This window comes from Mycolicibacter sinensis (assembly GCF_001673565.1).
In the GTDB taxonomy this organism is placed as follows: Bacteria; Actinomycetota; Actinomycetes; order Mycobacteriales; family Mycobacteriaceae; genus Mycobacterium; species Mycobacterium sinense_C.
Genome location: NZ_LZMF01000015.1, coordinates 1 through 17,371, shown reverse-complemented (window position 1 = coordinate 17,371; position 17,371 = coordinate 1). Strand labels below are relative to the sequence as shown.

The window sequence follows — 17,371 nt, the reverse complement described above, 5'->3', positions numbered from 1 at the left end:
GAAGACGAGCCCCCGCCGCCGGGCTTCCCACCGCCACCCGGGTTCCCGCCACCGCCGGAGTTCCTGCCGCCGCCCGGCGGCGGCGTCGCCGGGGTGGGCGTCGAGGCGGCGGCCAAGGTCTCCGGGCACATCTCGTTCTGCGCGGCGTCGACCATGAGCTTGGGGATGCCGTCGGCGATCTTCTTGTCGAACCGATCCCGGGCGGGACGGCCGCGCCGCAAGTTCTGGCAGATGAGCTCGCCGGCCTTCACCGCGCCGGACGGCGTGATGAGCCCCGGGCTGTTCTGATACTTGAAGCCGCGCGAGTCGAGGTAACTGAGATAGCCCTTCTCGTCGGCCTGTGCCGGCGCGGCGGCGAAAAGCAGGGTTCCGGGAATCAGCGTCATCGCCGCCAGCCGCCACATCATGGGACAGAACTGTAGACGGTGGCGGCTGGGGCGACACGCTGCAGTGGCCGCGAGTCAGGGCAGGCGGCGCAGTCCGCGGTACTGCGCGAGCGCGAAGAACGCGGTGTAAGCGGCGCTCGTCAGCATCGCTACGACGCCGACCCCGGTCAACGGCAGCACCCCGGTTTCGAGCACCGTGATCGCGGCGACGGTGCACACCACATTGGCGGCGATCACGCCCACGCCGGCCCGGCGCACGTCCGGCAGTGCGGACAGGAAGTAGACCGCCGCGCCGTAGAGCACGCAGAAGGCGGCCAGCGCGTATTCGTGGGCCGGCGTCAGACCCATCAGCGCTGCCATCGGCCGGGCGGCGAACAGCCCCGCCAGACCGATGACGCCGGTGGCGGCGGCGTCGGCGCGCAACGCGAACCGCAGCAGTGAATCGGTCGAGTCGGACAAGACCCGGGTGGTGATGGCGGTCATGATGAACTCCCTTCGAGGCTCGACTAGCAACACCCCCGACGTTGCTCGCCGGCCGCTGCCACATCGACCCGAGACACTGCCAAGCACTGCCAAGCGCAGGTCACAGGCCCGACGAAACCGCCATCCGCCCGCGCAGGTCGGCCGCGATCACCCGGGCGCCGGCGTTCTGCCAGTTGTGCAACGAGCGCTGCGGCACCTCGGTGACCAACCACTGCCAGGCCTGCCGGGCTGTGGGATCCAGCCCGGCCGCGGTCGCGTTCTGCGCGTAGGCGCGCACTCCGACCACGTAGGGGAAGTACAGGGCGTTGTAATAGCGCCACTGTTCGGTGGTGCCGAACTCGCCGCCGTCGCGCGGTTTGAGCGCGGCGATGCGGTCTGCCAGCAGCGCCTTGAGTTCGTTGGCGCGTTCCAGCGGTGCGTCCGGGACACCGCGCGCGGCCAACCGCTCGTCGATGGCCGGCAGCGCGGTCAGCGGGCTGGCGACGAGCTTCGACAGGTCCCCGTAATGCGCCAACGCCCGCCGGGTCAGCCGCACGAAGGTCTCCTCGTCGACGTCGTCGAGCGGGCCGGTCGAGCGCAGCGCCAGCGCGGCCTCGGTGTCACGCAGGGCGGCGCGGTCGGCGCGCAACGCCGGGGACCGCCAGAACGCCAGCCGGTCCCAGAACCCGGCCAGCCGGTCGACGAAGACCTGGACTTCGATACCGACGGCGATCGTGGTGAACAGCAGCACCGTCAGTGCGGTCTGCGCGGCAGGTTCGCTTCGGGTCAGGGCCAGCCCGATCAGCACCTGCCCACCGAGCAGCGCCGCCATCGCGACGGCGGCCAGAAACGAGCGCAGCATGTCCAGCCGCAGCGCCTGGCCCTCGTCGAAGGCGTCCCACAGGGCGACCGCCAGACCCAGCAGCAGCACGTCAATGCCGGTGCTGGCCAGCGCGATTCCGCTGGGCACCACCCCCAGCGGGATGATCAGGATCGCGTTGGCCAGCGCGAAGAACAACGTCGCAACGATCACCACGCCGAGCACCGAGCCGGGTTGGGCGGGCCGGATGAGGGCCTTGACCATCGCCGCCAACGTCGACACCGAGACCACCGCGAACAGCAGCCAGTGCCCGGCGCGCAGCGGGCCGTCGACGCTGCCGGCCCACGCCGCCCCGGCCAGCGCCGCCGCGGCGACCCCACCGATGAGCACGGTGTCCCGACCGCGGTGAGACCAGCGGTCACACGGCCGGGACAGCTCCAGCAGCACGGCGAACCACGCCACCCCCGGAATCACGGCCAGGTAGATCTCCACCCGGCCGAGCAGCACCGGCTGCCACACCGCACGCACCGCGTCGGCGGCGACCACCGCCGCGAAACCGCACAGCCCGACCGCAGCCAACACCAGCACCGGCTTGCGCGGGTCGCGGGCCAGCAGGTACATCCCGAGCCACCAACTCAGGGTGAAAACCAGCGCCGACAGCACAACCACTCCCCGCTACCGCCCGAATCGCCGGTGCCGGACGCTGTAGTCGCGCAACGCCCGCAGGAAGTCGACCCGGCGGAAGGCCGGCCAGTGCGCCTCGGTGAACCACATCTCCGAATAGGCGCTCTGCCACAGCAGAAATCCGGACAACCGCTGTTCCCCGGAAGTACGGATCACCAGGTCGGGGTCCGGCTGGCCCGAGGTGTAGAGATTCTCCGAGATGCCCTCGACGGTCACCGCGTCGACGAGTTCCTCGGCGCTGGCACCGTTGGCCAATTCCTTGCCGAGCAGACCGCGAACGGCGTCGACGATCTCTTGGCGGCCGCCGTAGCCGACGGCGACGTTGACGTGAAAACCACCGTTCTTCTCGCGGGTCGAGTCCACGGCCTCACGCAATCGGCGGGCGGGCTCCTCCCCCAGCAGCTCCAGGTCCCCTACGGTGCGCACGCTCCAGCGATTGCCCGGCGCGCAGATCTCCTCCACCACGTCGGTGATGATCTCGATCAGCGCGGCGAGCTCCGCGCGGTCGCGCTGCAGGTTCTCGGTGGACAGCAGGTAGACGGTGGCCATCTCGATGCCGGCGTCGGCGCACCAGCGCAGCATCTCGGCGATCTTGGCCGCGCCCATCCGGTAGCCGTAGCTGACGTCGTCGTAGCCGGCATCGCGCGCCCAGCGCCGGTTACCGTCGCAGAGCACGGCAATGTGCCGCGGCAACGCCGACCGGGATGCCGCGAGCCCCTGCCGGAGGCGCATCTCGTAGAGCCGGTACAGCGGCTCCTTCAGGCGCGCCGGGATGATCGCCACAAAAACCCAGACTACTGTGATCGGCAGCAGTTGCCGCGAATCGCGTCCGGGAATCGGGGGAAAGGTCGATGAGCACGCAAACCGACACCATCGCCGAGCCGAACCCGGGTGACCTGCCCGCGGACGTCCTCGCGGCACACACCAAGCCGCGGGCGCGCGGATGGATTCACCTGGTGTCAGCCGTCGTCGCGGTCATCGCCGGGGCCGCGCTCATCGGGGTGACCTGGCCGCTGGCCGGAGTCGAGGCCGGGTTGGCGACGCTGGCCTACACCATCTCGGTGGTCGGCATGTTTGCGGTCAGCGCCACCTACCACCGGGTGACCTGGAAATCGGTGGCCACCCGGGTCAGGATGAAGCGGGTCGACCACGCGATGATCTTCATCTTCATCGCCGGCACCTATACCCCGTTCGCGCTGCTGGCGATGGACCACGACGCCCAGGAGCGGCTGGTGATGACCATCGTTTGGGGCGGTGCGCTGGCCGGGGTGGTGCTGAAGCTGTTCTGGCCGACCGCGCCGAAGTGGGTCGGCGTGCCGCTGTATCTGCTGCTGGGTTGGGTGTCAGCGTTTTTCATCGCGACGATCATGCGCAACGCCGGGGTGGCCGCGATGGTGCTGCTGACCGTCGGCGGCATGCTCTACAGCATCGGCGCGATCATGTACGCGCTGAAATGGCCGGACCCGTGGCCGCGGACGTTCGGTTACCACGAGTTCTTCCACGCCTGCACCGCGGTCGCGGCGATCTGCCAGTACATCGCGATCTGGTTCGCCGCGCTGTCCTAGCCGTCCTGGCTACAGCTGGGTGATGTTCTCCGCCGACCAGTAGGCCTTCATCCCGGCGATCTTGCCGTCGCCGTCGAACACCATCACGTCGATCGGCTCGATGCGCATCCGGTGGTCACCGTTGGTGATGGTCAGCGCGAAGTGGAAGGCCGCCTCGTTGCCGGCCACCCGCAGCGTGACCAGCTCAGCCTTGCGGTCCAGGCCGGTGATGGCCGAGTAGAAGTTGCGGATGGCCTGGTGGCCGATGTGGACCTCGCCGCCAACCGGGTCCTCCAGGGTGGCGTCGCTCGCGTACAGCCCGACCAGATCGTCGGCGTCGCCGCCGCCGACCAACTCGATGTAGCGGTGGACGGTCTCGGTGATCGCCTGGGTCCGGTCGGGTGCGCTCGTCATGTGGCGCAGGTTACACGGGTTGGGACGCTAACGCCCAGGTGCGCCCCTACCCGGCGTGCGTTTCGCCGAGTTGCTCGGCCCGCGCGTTTACTGGGCGACTACACCTCCAACATTACTCATTTCGGGTTGCTCCATTCCTGAACATAAGCCCCCTTGAAATCTGCAAGATGTGCCGCAACCCCTCCGTCGAGGTCAAGTTTTGCTGCAAATTCACCGTAGGTCCAATGGGCGTTTATCGGATCCCAATCGTCCGATGAGTAAACCAACGAATTATCCCCAACGGGAGTGAGGGCCCAGAGGGGACTGGCTACCGTCATCATCCAAGGCGCGAGATCACCGTTCGTCATAAGGTGAATGGACGGGATGTCGGTGGGGTACTTCCCCACGGCCGACCCAAATGTCACAATCTGCTGTATATTGCTGAGACCATACTGCGTCGCTTTCGCCGCAATGTTCTGCACATCCATTCCGCCTTGGCTGTAACCAACTAGCATAAAGGGCAAGCTCCTATTTTCATATGGGATATTGCCAAGCAATTTCGTCAGCGCCGCATCATCAACCATCCCTGAGGTGGCAGGTAGATTTTGGAATATATTCTGCTGTCCAGTGTTGGTCGTTCCGCCGACGAACAGAATATATCGAACATTACCGTCAACATCACGAATTTCTTGCAGACGATATCCCTCATCGCCGACATTGTGGATTTCATTCCAAAAGTGTTCCAACGAATTGGGAGCAATATCTTCGGCACCGGAATGGCCGGGCTGTCCGGCCAAACCGCCGGGGCCGCCTTCACCGCCCTCACCACCGGGCCCGCCGACGACGCCTTCATGGTTGTGAGCGACATCCCCGCCGTCACCGCCAGCGCCCCCGGCACCACCTTGTCCGGCGCCGCCATCGGCACCATCGCCCGCGTGGACACCGCCCGCGCCTACTCCTCCGTGTCCACCGTAGCCGCCGAAACCGGCGTAGCCTCCGCCTCCTCCGTTGCCACCATTTCCACCGTCGACGCCGGCAACGGTTACCCCAGCGCCGAAGCCTCCCATGCCCCCGTTGCCGCCCGTACCGGCAACGCCCCCACTTCCTCCAATCCCTCCGGCTCCCGTATTCGAGTTGCCGCCTTGACCGCCGGTACCACCCGTTCCACCGCTGCCGCCATTTCCACCATCTGTTCCGTCGTGCTCGGTGGCCACGTTCGCGAAGCCTGGGTAGCCACTTGCGCCGTCACCACCGGTGCCACCGGCGCCGCCGCTGCCTCCTATGCCACCGTCGCCATCACTTCCGTGTAAGGCGGTGCCACCAGTGCCACCTTTGCCTCCGGTGCCACCAGTACCACCGACGCCGCCGTCGCCTATCCGTATGCCGTCGGTAGCCTTGACCCCCGCACCACCGGTACCACCAGCGCCTCCGGTGCCACCGTTACCACCGGTGCCGCCATCACCCGAAGTGCTGCCACCGGCGCCGCCCATACCACCGTTGCCGCCCGCCGCACCCACATGGCCCTGTGTCCCGTTGCCGGTGGTGCGGTTGATGTCTCCGTTCGCACCCGAGCCTCCGGTACCGCCGCCTCCGCCTAGGCCACCATTACCGACCCGGCCAGCGTCGCCACCATTCCCGCCGGTTCCGCCAGCGCCCGACGCGCTCGCGCCAACGCCGCCGGTCCCGCCGGCGCCGCCAGCGCCGCCATCACCCGACAGGGCGCCAGCGCTGCCTCCGCTTCCGCCGAGCCCGCCCGTACCACCGACCGAACCGTTGCCGCCGTTTCCGCCGTTGCCGCCGAGACCACCGTCGCCCAGCGCGCCACCAACGTCGCCGCCGTGACCACCGTTACCGCCAGTGCCGCCGGCCTGAAGGGTGCCGTCGGCGAGGACTGCGCCGTCGCCGCCGTTACCGCCAGTGCCACCCCATCCGACTGAGCCGAATTGATATGCATGACTTCCCGAGTCCAAGACGAACGAAAGGTAGCGGTCACCGTCAGCGCCGTTGGCGGCTCGTACCCCGTCGCCGCCTATTCCGCCGGCGCCGCCCTCCCCTAGCGAACCGGGTTGGCCGCCATTGCCGCCGTTGCCCCCGGAACCGGCGGTGAGTCCGGTACCCCCGCCGGCGCCGTTTCCGCCGGGACCGCCCACACCTCCGGCGCCGGCCCACCCGCCGGTGCCGCCGACGCCCCCAGCGCCGCCAGCACCTTGGGCACCGTTGACCGCGGTCCCGCCCAGGCCGCCATTTCCGCCCGCGCCGCCTGCACCGCCGTCACCGCCGTCACCGCCGTCAAGACCGTCCATGCCGTTGGCACCGCTTCCCGGCACGGCGTCACCGCCGCGACCGCCCGCCGAAGTCCACCCGTAGTACCAAGTCCACGGGGTGTGGCCGCCCCAGACACCGATGCCACCCGAACCGCCGGCACCGCCTTGTCCGCCCGCGCCACCATCACCGGCGACTGTGCCGCCAGCGCCGCCAGCACCACCGTTACCGCCGGCGCCGCCGGCACCCCCGTCACTGCCGTCGCTGTCAAAGGCGCGTCCAATTTCCCGGTAGTGCGTCGTGTCCAAACCACCGCCGCCGCCGCGGCCACCGTTGCCGCCGGCGCCACCGTTGCCGATTCCGCCGCCGGCGCCGCCGGCGCCACCATCGCCTCCGGCACCGCCTGGATCAGCAGCCCGGTCGGTATAGAACATCCCCGTTCTCATGTCGCCGCCGTTGCCGCCGTTGCCGCCGTTGCCCGTTATCGACCCGCCGGTGCCCCCGGCGCCGCCGACACCGCCAGCAGCACCGTCCGCAGCACGATCTTGACTGCTTCCGCCGTTGCCGCCGTTTCCACCATTGCCAACCGACCCGGCGTCACCACCCCGGCCGCCGGCACCGCCAGCAGCACCGCCTTGGCTGCCGCCGCCGTGGCCGCCATTTCCACCATTGCCTACCGACCCGGCGTCGCCGCCGCGGCCGCCGGCACCAGCAGACCCACCGTACGGGCTGCTTCCACCGTTGCCGCCATTTCCACCATTGCCACCGCCGGCTGTTGATTCCCCAGCTGTGCCGTTAGCTGCGCGGGTGCCATTGCCGCTGTCGCCGCCTACGCCGGCCGCACCGCCTTGTCCGACTTCACCGCCTCGGCCGCCTTCACCGCCGGCGCCGCCGTTCCCGGCAACCAGCGCGCCGCCGCCCCCACCGCTGCCGCCATTGCCACCGTTGCCGGCCACTCCGCCGCTCCCGCCGTTACCACCAGCCCCGCCTGCTCCATGGCTGCCGTCGGTGCCCTCATTGCCGGACCCCAGCGCGGTACCGCCGGCCCCACCGACGCCGCCAGCACCACCGTCAGCGCCAGCCCCGCCGTTACCGCCGACCCCGCCTGCACCGCCAGTGCCGCCTACGCCGCCATCGGCGTACGGGGAACCGGCAGTGGAGATCCAGGTGCCGCCGTTGCCACCGTTACCACCATTGCCGCCGCTGGATCCGTTGCCGCCGCTTCCGCCCGTACCGCCGATGCCTCCGGCTCCGCCGTCGCCACGAATCGAGCCGCCATTGCCGCCCGCCCCTCCGGCGCCGCCGGCGCCACCGGCCTGCCCTGCCACGCCGTCACCGCCGTTGCCGCCGTTCCCACCGGCAGCGCCGTTAGTACCCGCACCGGCGCTCCCACCGTTACCTCCATCAGCGCCGATGCCACCGTTACCGCCGTCACCCCCGTTACCGCCGATGCCACTGAGGAATGAATTGGAGAAGCCGCCATGGCCGTCGGAAACCATCATGTAGGCATCACCGCCGACGCCGCCGTCGCCACCGGCGCCGCCCGGCCCGCCGTCCCCACCGTTGCCGCCGTTACCGGCGGTACCGTTGGCGGTCTGGTCAGCACTTTCGACGGCGATGGCGGCGCGGCCGCCGTCACCGCCGTGGCCGCCAGCAGCCCCGAGTGCACCTGTTCCGCCGTGGCCGCCGCTTCCGGCAGATGCATTTCCACCGGTCAGGTTAGCTCCGACGCCGCCGGCACCGCCGATACCGCCGGCCTCGCCCGGGGTGGTGCCATCCGCTCCCCGGCCGCCTACACCCCCGCTACCGTCCATACTGCCGGCGCCCACTGAGCCGCCGGCTGCTGCCCCGACCGGGTCAGCGACCGGGGTCTCCCCGTGGGCACCGGCCTTGCCGTTACCGCCGATACCGCCCGCACCACCATTGCCGATCTGACCGCCGTTACCGCCGACTCCACCATTGCCGCCGTCTTCTCCGGCGGCGGTGGCATCGAATCCCTTACCCCCGGCGCCACCATTGCCTGCAAAGCCTGTCAGCGACACACCGTCTGCACCGTGTTGGCCGAGAATGCTTCCGGTCCCGCCGGTTCCGCCACTACCCGCTATGCCGGGATCGCCGCCGTCGCCGCCGCGTCCGCCGTCGCGATGCGTGCTGTCGCCGGCTGCGCCGGCGCCGCCATCTCCGGGAGTGCCGGCAGCCCCGCCCTTGCCACCATTACCACCGATACCGGTGGTGCCGGCGATCCCGTGCGCGGAAAGCCCTCCCGCACCGCCGTTTCCGCCATTTCCGCCAGTCGCACCCGTGCCGCTGTCGCCGCCGCGTTGACCGTCATCGCCTGCCAAAACGCCGTCGGCACCCCTGGCACCGGAGCCGCCGGAGCCGCCGGAACCGCCTTGGCCACCGTTACCGCCCTTCCCGGCGTCGCCGGAAGTGCTGCCGCCATCGCCGCCCTTGCCGCCGTCGCCGCCGTTGCCGCCGATGTGGCCGTTGGTGCCGTTGCCGGAGGCGTCGGTGTACCCGGCAGCACCGTCGGCGCCGCGGCCGCCGTTGCCACCGTTGCCGCCGTTGCCCGTGAGCCAGCCGGCGCCTCCGTCTCCGCCGTTGCCGCCGCTGCCACCCGGGTTGGCCCCGTCCCCGCCGTTGCCGCCGTCCGCGCCATTGAGATGAGCGGCGTCGCCGGCCGCGCCAGCACCACCGTTGCCGCCCCGAATGCTGCCCACCGCAGGCGTTTTGCCGTCCGCGCCGTGGCCGCCGGCTTGTCCACCGCTACCGCCACTACCTGCCGCGCCGCCGGCGCCGCCGTGACCGGCGACTCCGCTGATGGTGCCGGCGCCGCCTCCATCCCCACCAACACCCTCTCGGCCGCCCGAGCCGGCTATACCCCAGACGCCGGCCGCGCCATGCCCACCGGTGCCTGCCGCGCCGGCGCTTCCGCCTGCTCCACCGGTCCCGCCGTCGCCGTTGGCCCCGGCGCTGCCGTGGGCAGCTACGCCAGCGTTGCCGCCACGGCCCCCGGCACCGCCGTCATAGCCGCTACCGCCGTTTCCGCCGTCACCGCCCTGGCCGTTCTCAACCCCAGAGACGCCAGTGGCACCCGTCGCGCCCTGCGCGCCGGAGCCGCCAGCACCGCCTGCTCCGCCGTTGCCGCCGTTGCCTCCTGCGCCTGAAACGGCGCCACCTGCTCCGCCTTGGCCACCCTGCCCGCCGGCGCCGCCGGCGCTGTTGACGCCGTCTGCGCCCTGCCCCCCAACGCCACCGTTGCCGCCGTTGCCATACGCGCCACCGGTGCCCCCGGTGCCGCCATTACCCGCGAATTCGCTTGCCGTAGCAGGGCTGAAGCCGGCACCGCCGTCACCGCCGTTGCCGCCAGTGGTAGCTGCCGAACCGTGAGCCCCGCTGATCCCAGCGGTGCCATGGCCCGCGGAACCTGCGGCACCGCCGTGCCCTCCGACGCCTGCCTGACCCTGATTTCCGCCGTTACCACCGGTTCCGCCGTGGATGTGGGCTGCGGTTCCGGCTGCGCCGACGCCGCCGGTGCCTCCCAGTCCGGCATCACCACCGGCGCCGCCGTTGCCCCCGCTGGCTGCGACACCGACCACACCATTGGCAGAGGCGCCACCGAGCCCACCGGCGCCCCCGTTGCCACCCGTGCCGCCGTTCCCGCCTAGCCCGCCGTGGCCGCCCGTACCGCTGTTGACTGCGAAATCCCCTGTGGCGCCGGCGTTCCCTTGCCCGCCGGCACCACCATTGCCACCAATTCCACCGAGACCACCCGCGCCACCGGCGCCTTGAAGCGACACGCTAGAGCCACCGAGACCGCCTGCACCGCCGTTGCCTCCGGTTTGTCCGTTGGCGCCAACATGTCCCTGAATCCCGACACCGCCCGCACCGCCGGCGCCCCCTGCACCGCCGTCCCCAAACAGCCAAGCCACGGCGGCGCCGCCGGAGCCGCCGTTTCCACCGTCGGCGCCGCTGGTACCGGACCCACCGTCGCCTCCCGCACCACCGCTGCCCATCAGCCAGCCGCCGGCACCGCCATTGCCGCCAAAGCCCCCGGCACCGCCGGCACCCCCGGCGCCGCCATTGCCGAAGAGGCCCGCCGCGCCACCAGCGCCCCCCGCGACGCCAGCCTCAGTACTGTCGTAGCCGGCGCCGCCGTCGCCGAACAGCCATCCGCCGGCACCACCCGCGACGTGCTCGGCGGTTCCGTCGGCGCCGTTGCCGATTACGAGTTGGCCGGCCAACGTGTTGATAAAGCCATCAACCTGTTGACCGAAATCGCTGGCGATCCAACTTTGGACAGCATCGTGCAAGGACTCGTATAGAGGACCGAACGAACCCGGGTCGTCGGCCACCAGGATCCCGGGCTCATTCCCACCTGGAAGCTCAAAGCCGTTGGTGAGCCAACCAAGGTCGAGACCAGTCGTCCCTGCGGGGCTGACGATGTCTACCAGCCAATCGAGATCAGCCCAGTCTGCGCGCGCTGGAGCGCTCGACAGAGGGGGCAATCCGAAAGCCAAGAACGTACCGACAACGGTTCCAGCACCCATGGTGTGCGTACGCCGACCGGCCTTCCTGGCCGACCGCCGACAAACGCCCTCGGCGCGAAGCTGACCCGGCACGTGACCCCCTCAGGTTTGCCTGTGAAATCTCCAAGCATTGCCTGCCCTTTAGCTGGCCCGACTTTCCAGGACACCTGAAAGTAAACGTTGATTCCCTGAAGGTCAACAGTTGCGGATGTTTTTAGACTTGATTCCGGAGAGGTGCTATATACGCACACCCAGCGCCGCAGCCAACTGCTCCGCGCTGCCCACCGGCAGGTCACAGACCGGGCCACGGCAGACATACGCGGCGTCGGCGCCGTCGACCCGCTCTCGCCCGATCAGCAGTTCGGACGAGCCGGGCGCACCGCCGACCACGATCGCCCCGCCGGGCGCCAGGCGGCGCGCATCGGCCAGCAGCGCCGAGTCGGGGCTCTGGCAGGCCACCGCGACCTGCAGCGGGCCCCGGATGTAGGCCTCTGCGACGGCGAGCCAATGCCCCACCGAGCGCGGAGCGCGGCCCAGCAGCGCGCTGTGCGCCGCCAACGCGTCGGCGGCGGCCTGCCGGTAGCGCTCACTGCGGTCCGCGCCGACCAGGTGCGCCGCGGTCAGCAGCGCCTCGGTGATCAGCGCCGCCCCCGACGGGGTGGCCCCGTCCAGCGGGTCGCCGGGGCGCAGCACCAGTGCCTCGGCGTCGTCGGCGGTGTCGAACCAGCGTCCGGCCTGCGTCGGGTCGGCGAAGCGGGCCAGCGCGGTGTCCAGCAGGCCGACGGCGGTGTCGCGCCACCGCTGGTCGCCGTCGAGTTGGTAGATGCTGAGCAGCCCGGTGGCCAGCGCGCCGTAGTCCTCCAGGATTGCGGCGCTGTCCCCCACCTGGCCGCCGAGACTGGCCCGGCGCAGCCGCCCGTCCACCAGGTGCAGGCCGATCAGTGCTGCGGCGCAGTCCTGGGCCGCGCTGATCAGACCCTGATCTCCCAGCGCCACACCGGCTTCGGTCAACGCCGTGATCGCCAGGCCGTTCCAGGCGGTGACCACCTTGTCGTCGCGACCGGGTTGCGGCCGGGAGCGCCGGGCGGCCAGCAACCGCTTCCGCACCGACCCGAACCGTTGGAGATCGGCGGGGTCCGCCCGGAGTTGCAGTACCGACGTGCCGGATTCGAACGTCCCGCTCGGAGTGACACCGAAAGCGTCTGCGGCCCAACGTCCGTCGTCATCGCCGAGCACATCGGTCAGCTGCTCGGCGGTCCACACATACGTTGAGCCCTCCCGACCGTCGGCGTCGGCGTCCAGCGAGGAGACGAACATGCCGCCCTCGGAAAGCTCGTCCAGCAGGAAGCGGGCCGTCTCCGATGTCACCCGGACGGCCAGCGGATCACCGGTGCGCCGGGCCCAGTGCGCATACGCCCGCAACAGCAGCGCGTTGTCGTACAGCATTTTCTCGAAATGCGGTACCACCCAAGCATTGTCGACGCTGTAGCGGGCGAAGCCCCCGGCGAGCTGGTCGTAGATGCCGCCGCGGGCCATCGCCGCGCCGACCCGGGCCACCGCATCCAGCACCGGGCGGGCTGCGGTCCGTTCGTAGTGGCGCAGCAGGGTTTCCATCATCGCCGACGGCGGGAACTTGGGCGCGCCCCCGAAGCCCCCGTGTTCGGTGTCCTCGTCGCGCAGCACCGCAGCCACCGCACCGTCGCACAGCATCGCGTCGACGGGAGGTCCGTTTCCGGGCAGTCCGGCGGCCATCGAACGCAACTCCTCGGCGATGCGGTCGGAGGCGTCCTCGACCTCGTCGCGGCGGTTGCGCCAGGTGTCGGTGATCGCCGAAAGCAGGTTGAGGAAGGTGTCTCTCGGGTAGTAGGTGCCGCAGTAGAACGGCCGGCCGTCGGGGGTCAGAAAACAGGTCATCGGCCAGCCGCCGCGCCCGGTGAGCGCGATGGTGGCGTTCATGTAGATCGCGTCGATGTCCGGGCGCTCCTCCCGGTCGACCTTGACGCACACGAAGCCGTCGTTCAGCACTTCCGCCACGTGTGCGTCTTCGAACGACCCGTGCGCCATCACGTGACACCAGTGGCAGGCCGCGTAGCCGACCGACAGCAGGATCGGCACGTCGCGCTCGGCGGCTTCGGCCAACGCCTGCGGCGTCCACTCCTGCCAGTGCACCGGGTTGTCGGCGTGCTGGCGCAGATAGGGGCTGGTGGACTCCGCGAGACGATTGGCCATGGGGGCTAACCCGCGGAGTCCGGTCCTGGGTCCAACGTGCCTTCGTCGGCGGCTTGATCGGCCGCGGGATCCTCCCGGTCGAAGGATTCCGGCACCTTCTTGAGGTGCCGGTTCATCGACCAGACCAGCCCGAAGGTGCCGAGCAGTAGCAGCACGATGACCAGCAGTCCGAACGGGCTGGCCTTGCCGAAGTCCGGCCCGGTGTCCCGGGGCACGTCGTCGGCCAAGATCCAAAGCGCGGTCAGCACAGCATGATTCATGGGGCGTCCTCGATCCCGGCGAACAGGTCGGTCTCCGGCAGGATAACCGGCACTCGAGACCGGGCCAGCTCGAACTCCTCGGTGGGCCACAGGCGTTGCTGCCACTCGATCGGAGCGGCGAAGAAGTCGCCGTTCGGGTCAATCTGGGTGGCGTGGGCGCGCAGCGCGTCGTCGCGCTGGGAGAAGTAGGCGGAGCATTCCACCCGGGTGGTCACCCGGTCGGCGAACACGTCATGGTCGGGCTGCCAGTGCTCCAGCCACCGCGCGAACGGACCGACTTGGCCGATCTTGGCGAACTCGTCCTGCAGCAACTGCATCCGCTGACGCAGGAAGCCGTGGTTGTAGTACAGCTTCGAGACGGTCCAGGGCTCGCCGGCCTGCGGGTAGCGGCGGAAGTCGCCGGCCGCCTCGAACGCGGCCACCGACACCTGATGGCAGCGGATGTGGTCGGGGTGCGGGTAGCCGCCGTTCTCGTCGTAGGTGGTCATCACATGCGGCCGGAAGTCCCGGACGACTTGCACCAGCCGTTCCGTCGACACCTCCAGGGGCACCAGGGCGAAGCAGTCCTCGGGCAGCGGCGGCAGCGGGTCGCCCTTGGGCAGGCCGGAGTCGAGGAAACCCAGCCAGTGATGCTCGACGCCGAGGATCTCGGCGGCCTTGGCCATCTCGTCGCGGCGGATCTCGGCGATATGGCCGTGTACCTCGGGCAGATCCATGGCCGGATTGAGGATGTCGCCGCGCTCACCCCCGGTCAGCGTTACCACCATCACGCGGTGGCCGGCGGCCGCATAGCGGGCCAGCGTGGCCGCGCCCTTGCTGGACTCGTCGTCGGGGTGCGCATGCACCGCCATCAACCGCAGTCCGCTCATGTGCAAAGTCCCCTATAGTTCCTGTTGGTTTCCGGCCCCCATCGTTCCACCATGTCCGACGGGCGCGTTAACCGATCCCGACTCCACCGGCGACCATGGGACACACCGCGACGATGACCGACTCCAAGCCGGCCCGCTATGGGGAGACCCGTGGCCGGGCCCTGCCCCGGCGGCTGCTGGCGATCACGCTGGGTGCGCTGGCCATCGCGACGGCCGCCGGCGTCGCCGTACTGGGTTATCAGCGGCTGACCACCGCCGACGTGAAGGGCGAGCTGTACGGCTACGAGGTGATCGACGACCAGACGGTGTCGGTAAAGATCAGCGTGACCCGATCTGATCCGTCCCAGCCCGCGGTGTGCATCGTGCGGGTGCGGGCCGGCGACGGCAGCGAGACGGGCCGCCGTGAGGTGCTGGTTCCGCCATCGGAGTCGGCGACCGTACAGGTGACGACGATCGTCAAATCGTCCCAACCGCCGATGATGGGCGACATCTACGGCTGCGGCACCGACGTGCCCGGTTATCTGAAGTCGCCCTGATCTGGCGGTGGTACCCTTTACGGATACACGGTTCCGCATGGGACCGTGTATTGCTGCATTAGAACGACGTCGACCCCGCTGGCTTCGCCGGGTCCGGCGATACGAGGAGCACAGTGAGATGACGGACACCCAGGTGACCTGGTTGACGCAGGAGTCACACGACCGGCTCAAGGCCGAACTCGACCAGCTGATCGCGAACCGTCCGGTGATCGCCGCGGAGATCAATGACCGCCGCGAAGAGGGCGACCTGCGGGAGAACGGCGGCTACCACGCCGCCCGCGAGGAGCAGGGTCAGCAGGAAGCCCGCATCCGCCAGCTGCAGGAGCTGCTCAACAACGCCAAGGTCGGCGAGGCGCCCACCCAGTCCGGGGTGGCGCTGCCCGGTTCGGTGGTCAAGGTGTTCTACGACGGCGACAAGTCCGACACCGAGACCTTCCTGATCGCCACCCGCCAGGAGGGCGTCAGCGAGGACAAGCTCGAGGTGTACTCCCCGAACTCACCGCTTGGGCACGCCCTGCTGGGCGCCAAGGAGGGCGAGGAGCGCAGCTACACCGTGCCCAGCGGCAAGACCGTCAAGGTGACCCTGGTCAGCGCGGAGCCCTACCACTCCTGAGTCGGACGCTCAGCCCAGTGCCTGCTTGAGATCGTCGAGCAGGTCGTCGATGTCCTCGATACCGACCGACAGCCGCACCAGGTCGTCGGGAACCTCCAGTTGTGAGCCGGCCGTCGACGCATGCGTCATCGCGCCGGGGTGCTCGATCAGCGACTCCACCCCGCCCAGCGACTCGGCCAGGATGAAAATCTCCGTGGCGGCGCACAGCTTCTCGGCCGCTCCCCGTCCGCCGCGCATCCGCACCGAGACCATGCCGCCGAACCCGCTCATCTGGCGTGCGGCCACGTCATGCCCCGGGTGGCTGGGCAGGCCCGGGTAGAGCACGCTGGCCACGGCCGAATGCCCGGCGAGGAAGTCGGCCACCGCGGTGGCATTCTCGCTATGCCGCTGCATCCGCAGCACCAGCGTCTTGAGTCCGCGCAGGGTGAGGTAGGCGTCGAACGGGCCGGGCACCGCACCGGCGCCGTTCTGCAGGAACGCGAAGGCGGCGTCGAGTTCGTCGTCGTCGGTGACCAGCGCACCGCCGACCACGTCGGAGTGGCCGCCGATGTATTTGGTGGTCGAGTGCAGCACCACGTCGGCACCCAGCGTCAGCGGCTGCTGCAGCGCCGGCGAGGCGAACGTGTTGTCCACCAATACCTTTGCACCCGATTGTCGGCCGATCGCCGCAATGGCCTCGATGTCGCTGATCGACAGCAGCGGATTGGTGGGTGTCTCCACCCAGATCAGCCGGGTCCGATCGGTGAGCGCGGCACGCACCGCGTCCAGGTCGGACAACGCGACCGGGGTGTGGGCCACGCCCCAGCCGGTGAACACCTTGTCGATCAGCCGGAAGGTGCCGCCGTAGGCGTCGTCCGGGATGATCAGGTGGTCGCCCGGGCGCAGGATCGCCCGCAGCGCACAGTCGGTGGCCGCCATCCCCGAGGAGAACGCGCGCCCGAAGCGGCCCTGCTCGACCGCGGCCAAGGCCGTCTCCAGCGCGGTCCGGGTCGGGTTGCCGGTGCGGGCGTACTCGTAACCGCCGCGCAGGCCGCCGACACCGTCCTGGGCGAACGTGCTGCTGGCGTAGATCGGGGCATTGACCGCCCCGGTGGCCGGGTCGGGGCGGAAACCGGCATGGATCGCCTTGGTGGACAGACCCTTTGGGCTATGCCCTTGATTCTGGCTCACCGGATCGGCAGGCAGACGGTGGTCATGATCTTGTCGGCCAGCGTCTGCCGCTTGGCGTCCCACAGCGGGAACAGGTAGCCGATGCACAAGATGGCGCCGTCGATGATGTGGGCCAGTTGTCGCACGATCGACATGCCGAACCCGATCGGCTGGCCGGTGGCTTCGGAAACCACCTTGAACTTCATCGCCGATTTGCCGATGCTCGACCCGGTGACCCCTTGGCGGTAGCCGAAGTTCCAGATCCCGTAGCCCAGCGCCGCCGCCCACCCGACGAACATCAGCAGGGCGCCGGCGCTCGACGGGGTGACGGTGCAGGCGAACCCCGCCGAGGTGGTGATGCACTCCTTCTTCGCCGTGGACCCGGCGATCATCGACGGGATTCCGTAGATCAGCAGGATCGGGAGCAGGTCGATGAAGTAGGCGCCCACTCGGGTGAGCCACGACGTGTAGGCCTCCTGGGGCAGCTGTCCGACCGGGCTGCCGGCCGAGCCGTATCCCGGGGCCGGCGGCGGGAAGTTGCCAGGTGGCGGAGGCGGGTAATTGCCGGGTGGCGGCCGTGGAAGCGGCCGTCAAAGCCGGACCCGACGCGCTCGTTGTCGTTCTGCTGCCCGACG

13 protein-coding genes and 1 pseudogene are annotated in these 17,371 nt (G+C 69.8%); 3 read left to right on the top strand and 11 right to left on the bottom strand.

The features are described from left to right. The 4 genes from A5648_RS23065 to A5648_RS02575 form a co-directional block, all read right to left on the bottom strand. Positions 1-407, bottom strand: a 407-nt coding sequence (locus A5648_RS23065) for a DUF732 domain-containing protein (RefSeq protein WP_065023053.1), incomplete at its 3' end; no start/stop codon positions are given. A gap of 54 nt (positions 408-461) precedes the next feature. After that, positions 462-869 carry a hypothetical protein gene (locus A5648_RS02585; protein WP_065023052.1) on the bottom strand — a complete coding sequence of 136 codons (408 nt, stop codon included), beginning with the start codon at positions 867-869 and terminating at the stop codon, positions 462-464. Positions 870-969: 100 nt separating this feature from the next. Next, on the bottom strand, positions 970-2,337 hold the full coding sequence (locus A5648_RS02580; protein ID WP_109470663.1) for a hypothetical protein: 1,368 nt from the start codon (positions 2,335-2,337) through the stop codon (positions 970-972). A 6-nt stretch (positions 2,338-2,343) separates the two neighbouring features. Continuing rightward, positions 2,344-3,135 (bottom strand): (2Z,6E)-farnesyl diphosphate synthase, encoded by a 792-nt coding sequence (locus tag A5648_RS02575; protein ID WP_065023051.1) that lies wholly within the window; start codon positions 3,133-3,135, stop codon positions 2,344-2,346. Between the two features lie 68 nt (positions 3,136-3,203). Here A5648_RS02575 and trhA point away from each other — a divergent pair, with 68 nt between their 5' ends. Then, positions 3,204-3,917: a PAQR family membrane homeostasis protein TrhA gene (trhA, locus tag A5648_RS02570; RefSeq protein WP_065023050.1), complete on the top strand. Its 714-nt coding sequence runs from the start codon at positions 3,204-3,206 to the stop codon at positions 3,915-3,917. Positions 3,918-3,926: 9 nt separating this feature from the next. Here the strand turns inward: trhA and A5648_RS02565 are convergent, their stop codons facing one another. The 5 genes from A5648_RS02565 to mca form a co-directional block, all read right to left on the bottom strand. Beyond that, positions 3,927-4,310, bottom strand: coding sequence for a nuclear transport factor 2 family protein (locus A5648_RS02565; protein WP_065023049.1), 384 nt, complete (start codon positions 4,308-4,310; stop codon positions 3,927-3,929). Between the two features lie 116 nt (positions 4,311-4,426). Further along, positions 4,427-10,864 carry a PGRS repeat-containing protein gene (locus A5648_RS23895; protein WP_428844301.1) on the bottom strand — a complete coding sequence of 2,146 codons (6,438 nt, stop codon included), beginning with the start codon at positions 10,862-10,864 and terminating at the stop codon, positions 4,427-4,429. Positions 10,865-11,317: 453 nt separating this feature from the next. After that, positions 11,318-13,309 (bottom strand): thioredoxin domain-containing protein, encoded by a 1,992-nt coding sequence (locus A5648_RS02520; RefSeq protein WP_065023040.1) that lies wholly within the window; start codon positions 13,307-13,309, stop codon positions 11,318-11,320. A 5-nt stretch (positions 13,310-13,314) separates the two neighbouring features. Continuing rightward, positions 13,315-13,569 carry a hypothetical protein gene (locus A5648_RS02515; RefSeq protein ID WP_064856961.1) on the bottom strand — a complete coding sequence of 85 codons (255 nt, stop codon included), beginning with the start codon at positions 13,567-13,569 and terminating at the stop codon, positions 13,315-13,317. Beyond that, positions 13,566-14,438 (bottom strand): mycothiol conjugate amidase Mca, encoded by an 873-nt coding sequence (mca, locus tag A5648_RS02510; RefSeq protein WP_065023039.1) that lies wholly within the window; start codon positions 14,436-14,438, stop codon positions 13,566-13,568. Before mca ends, A5648_RS02515 begins: the two co-directional genes overlap by 4 nt. 113 nt (positions 14,439-14,551) lie before the next feature. Between mca and A5648_RS02505 the strand changes: the two genes are divergently transcribed. Then, a complete protein-coding gene (locus A5648_RS02505) occupies positions 14,552-14,974 on the top strand; it encodes a DUF4307 domain-containing protein (RefSeq protein ID WP_065023054.1) in 423 nt (140 codons plus the stop codon). A 118-nt stretch (positions 14,975-15,092) separates the two neighbouring features. After that, on the top strand, positions 15,093-15,587 hold the full coding sequence (gene greA / locus A5648_RS02500) for a transcription elongation factor GreA (protein ID WP_065023038.1): 495 nt from the start codon (positions 15,093-15,095) through the stop codon (positions 15,585-15,587). Positions 15,588-15,596: 9 nt separating this feature from the next. Here the strand turns inward: greA and A5648_RS02495 are convergent, their stop codons facing one another. Both A5648_RS02495 and A5648_RS02490 read right to left on the bottom strand, forming a co-directional pair. After that, entirely contained in the window at positions 15,597-16,757 is a 1,161-nt protein-coding gene (locus A5648_RS02495) for a cystathionine gamma-synthase (protein WP_065023037.1), read from the bottom strand. Next, a pseudogene (locus A5648_RS02490) lies at positions 16,754-17,317 on the bottom strand (RDD family protein); the annotation flags it as partial. The pseudogene A5648_RS02490 and the gene A5648_RS02495, both read right to left, overlap by 4 nt. Positions 17,318-17,371 lie beyond the last annotated feature (54 nt).